4 protein-coding genes and 1 pseudogene are annotated in these 4282 nt (G+C 47.1%); 4 read left to right on the forward strand and 1 reads right to left on the reverse strand.

What is annotated here, in order from left to right; genetic code table 11:
* Window positions 1–244, reverse strand: a 244-nt coding sequence (locus ACKPQ5_RS00660) for a hypothetical protein (RefSeq protein ID WP_407677157.1), incomplete at its 3' end; no start/stop codon positions are given.
* A 12-nt stretch (window positions 245–256) separates the two neighbouring features.
* Here ACKPQ5_RS00660 and ACKPQ5_RS00665 point away from each other — a divergent pair.
* The 4 genes and pseudogenes from ACKPQ5_RS00665 to ACKPQ5_RS00680 all read left to right on the forward strand — a co-directional run.
* A complete protein-coding gene (locus tag ACKPQ5_RS00665; protein ID WP_407677158.1) occupies window positions 257–1816 on the forward strand; it encodes a complex I subunit 5 family protein in 1560 nt (519 codons plus the stop codon).
* Window positions 1817–3307, forward strand: coding sequence for a monovalent cation/H+ antiporter subunit D family protein (locus ACKPQ5_RS00670; protein ID WP_407677159.1), 1491 nt, complete (start codon window positions 1817–1819; stop codon window positions 3305–3307).
* 15 nt (window positions 3308–3322) lie between these two features.
* Window positions 3323–3637: a hypothetical protein gene (locus tag ACKPQ5_RS00675; protein ID WP_407677160.1), complete on the forward strand. Its 315-nt coding sequence runs from the start codon at window positions 3323–3325 to the stop codon at window positions 3635–3637.
* Between the two features lies 1 nt (window position 3638).
* Window positions 3639–4282: pseudogene (locus ACKPQ5_RS00680) on the forward strand (Na(+)/H(+) antiporter subunit D); the annotation flags it as partial.

Below are 4282 nucleotides of genomic sequence, written 5' to 3' on the forward strand. Positions count from 1 at the left end.
CCACTACCACAACCAAGGCAAAAACTTCCGGAGCCAAACCTGTTTCGCCTAAGCGAAAAGCGGCAGCATCCAAGTCGACGACCACTGGATCTAAAAAATCTCCTGCGAAGCCAAAAACGGCGGCATCCAAATCGACTACCAAAGCCAAGCCAAAGCCGAGAGCAAAACCAAAAGCAAAACCGACTGCTCGGGCGAAAGCCACCTCCAATGCAAAAAAAGCAACGGCTTCGAAGCCTAAGCCCAAGACGCCGAAGAAATGATGGAAAATGCAATAGCTTGGATTTTAATTTTCCCGTTATTCGGATCGGTAGCCTGTGCAATTTTGGGAATGGGGAACAAGAAAATTTGTTATCCGATAGCAGTTCTTTCCATGGCGGGTTCGCTCTGGGCAGGGATTGAAGCCTTAAGGCAGGTCATTGCCTCTGAGGAACACACCATTTCCTACATATTTGGCGGATGGACGCTCGATCAATACCCACGGGGAGTCGGTATCGAATTTTATGCAGATATTTTAGGAATACTAATCACATTGGTAGTTCTGGGTGTTGGGTTAATCGTGGCCATTTATTCAAAATTACCGGTTCAGGAGGAGACTCCTGGAAAAGAGCCTCTCTTTTACACCCTCTTTTTACTCCAGATTACCGGATTGGCGGGGATATGTTTAACGGGAGACGCGTTTAATTTATATGTCCTGATCGAGGTGGCTGCGCTGACTGGATATGGTTTAATTGCAATGGGTTCAAACCGGGCAGCTGCGGCCACATTTAATTATGTCATGCTCGGAACGATAGGAGCTTCACTCTATCTCCTTGGGGTGGGGTACATATATATCAAAACTGGTACCCTCAACATGATTGGGATACAGCAGGCAATTGAAGCAAATGGATTGGCCGACTCGGCTACTATGCAAGTTGCCTTTGTTTTAGTCGGGATTGGAATTCTTATAAAAATGGCCTTTTTTCCCTTCCATGCCTGGTTGCCTAACGCGTATTGCAACGCACCCACAACGACTTCCTGCCTGCTTGCCCCTTTGGTCACGAAGGTGATGATTTATGTGATGATTCGAATGGTGTTGTCTGTTTTCGGAGTCGAATTTTCTTTTGAATCCACTATGTGGGTTGATGTTATGCCTTGGTTGGTGGTTGTGGCGATCTTATGTGCCGCCGTAATGGCACTGGCTCAGCGGGAAATTAAACGAATGCTTGCCTATTTGATTGTGGCCGAGGTTGGCTACATGGTCGGGGGGATATGGATTTATAACTACTACGGATTTATCGGTTCGATCTTTCACATCATTAGTGATGCTTGCATGACGCTGTGTCTGTTTCTTGGTGCCGGGCTCATTTTAAGAAAGGCGAAGACGACAAAATTTGATGGATTGCGCGGTTTATTTGGAAAGATGCCCTTAACAATGACCGGCTTTTTTATCGGAGGGTTCTCAATTATTGGACTGCCTCCGACCTGTGGATTTTTCAGTAAGTGGTACCTAATAACCGGAGGCATGGTATCTCAGCGATGGGAGTATATGGTCGTGCTTATGTTCTCGACCATGGTAATGGTGGTATTATTTTTCCGATTAATAGAGAGAATCCATCTTGCTGTAACAGAAAGTGGAGAGAATTTGGGACATGGGCACGGTGATCTTGGACTAAATGCTGAACAGACCCGTTTTGATGAAGGACCATTATCTATGCTTATTCCTTTATTGGTTTCTGCGACCATTGTGATTGTAGTGGGGATCTACAATCAGGACGTTGTTTCTTTAATTGAGATTTTTCTGAGTGATTATAATTTACCGCGGGGGACTGGACATTAAATGAGTGCACCAGAAGTAACCGTTATTGAGGATATTCGTCCATTAATTGCATTGGTCGCCCCTTTAATTGGATTGATTGGAATTGTGTGGGCGGGCGAAAAAAGAAGAAATCTACGGGAGACCTTCACTTTTCTAGCTGCTATTGTTCAGGCGTCTGCTGTCTTATCTATGGTACCCTTATTGTTGGGTGGTGGAATTATTGAATTTCATATTTGGCAAATTTTTACGAATGTTCCCTTACTTCTTCGAGTGGATGGATTTGGATTGCTCTTTGCCTGTGTTGCCTCGCTTCTTTGGATTGCCACTACGGTCTATGCCATTGGGTATATGCGCGGACTGCATGAACATGCACAGACGAGATTCTATTCATTCTTTGCAATTTCATTATCGGCTACAATGGGGGTCGCATTCTCGGCCAACTTACTCACCATTTATTTCTTTTACGAAATGCTCTCGGTCTCGACTTTTCCGCTTGTTACTCACATGCAGGACAAGGAGGCTCGAACCGGTGGCCGGACTTATCTTGGGTATTTACTTTTTACCTCTCTTTGCCTGCTCCTTCCCGCCTTGAGTTGGTGTTATGTTTGGCTAGACGGTGGAACTGTAACAATGGACTTCCTTGCTGATACCGGGAAAGTGGGAGAATTCAGTCAGACCACTCAAATCATTCTTCTTGCTCTTTTTACCTTTGGCTTTGCTAAGGCTGGATTAATGCCGCTCCATTCATGGTTGCCGGGTGCGATGGTCGCGCCCACACCGGTTTCCGCATTACTGCATGCCGTAGCGGTGGTCAAGGTGGGTGTCTTCTGTGTTATTCGAGTATATTCTGATATTTTTGGAACTGAAGTCCTGCGTGAACTGGACGGGGAAGACTGGCTGATCGGAATTGCCTGTGCCACGATTTTGATTTCCTCACTGATCGCACTTTCGCAGGATAACTTGAAACGTCGTCTGGCATTTTCCACAATTGGCCAGCTCGGCTATGTGGTGTTGGGGGCTACTCTGGCTACGGATATGGGAATTGGAGGTTCAGTCCTTCATATCGCCATGCATGCCTGTGGTAAAATTACCCTGTTCTTTTGTGCGGGTGCGATATTTGTAGCCTCGGGGAAGAAGTATGTCAGTCAATTGCGTGGTCTTGGACGAAGGATGCCTATCACGATGGGAGCGTTTATGATCGGATCCCTGAGCGTGATTGGACTGCCGCCGCTGGGAGGATTTGTGAGTAAGTGGTACATTGCCCTGGGAGCTCTGGATAGAGATGCAATCTGGGTGGTGGGCGTTTTACTGGTAAGTTCTCTGCTCAATGTTTTTTATTTGCTGCCGGTGGCAGTGACTGCGTTCTTCCGCACGGATGAAACGGAAGAAAATCCCGGAATACAGGAAGCCCCGATGGCCTGTGTGGTGCCTTTAGCCCTGACCGCACTGGGATGCTTCGTACTCTTTTTTCTCTCCGACCCACTCTTGCGGCTGGTCAAAATAATTGAATAATTTTGAATCTGAAAGATGAGTAACCCAAAACAGAATTTAGACGAACCGAAGAGATGGTTGGATGAACCACAAAATGTACGGAAGATCATCCGTGGATTTTATTGGCTTTGTGGCTTGGTGGTGGTAGCCGACCTTGTCTTCACTGTCGGTTGGCACAAGCATGCTGCTTTTGCGGAAGAGTTCAGCCTGCGTTCCCTGGAAACCTTACCGGCGTTTTATGGTATTTATGGATTTCTGGCCTGCGTTGCTCTGGTCTATGTTTCCAAACTGATGAGGGACTGGAAGGGAAAAAAGACACTGATGAGAGACGAGGATTATTGGGATAAATAACATGAATACTCTCGCGATAACCATGGAAATTGGGACACATCCCGCAACTGCTTTGATATTGGGAGGCCTCGCCGCCGCCGTTCTTCGTGGTCGCTTTGCTTCCATGGCGTTGGTACTCGCTCCCATTTTGGGATTTTGGCATATTTACACATTGGAGTTGGGAAGCACGTCAAACTTGGCTCTTTTCGGCTATGATATTATTGGTGTAGCGGTTGATCAACAGGCCAAGCTTTTTGGTTACCTTTTTCATTTGGCGGCTCTGGTGGCCGGAATTTATTCCTTTCACCTCCGTGATCCGTGGCAGATCTCAATGGCTTTACTTTATGCTGCCACTGCGGTGGGAGTTGCTTTTGCCGGGGACATGCTTTCTCTCTTTCTTTGGTGGGAAGGGCTGGCGATCACCTCTGTCTTTCAGATCTGGGGTCGCAAGACGAAGCAGGCGGAGGAGTCCGGATTTCGATACCTCTTTTTTCATGTTTCTTCGGGTCTGCTTTTGCTCGCCGGTATTCTTCTGCGTTACCACGGGGAAGGGGCGTCGGCATTTTCTCTGGAACCACTGACTCAGGCACTGGAGGCGGGAGATTTCGGAGCATGGCTGATTTTATTGGCGATTGGGATAAAGGCAGCATTCCCTGGGTTACATGT

This window comes from Candidatus Seribacter sulfatis, assembly GCF_964187635.1.
GTDB lineage: Bacteria > Verrucomicrobiota > Verrucomicrobiia > Opitutales > Seribacteraceae > Seribacter > Seribacter sulfatis.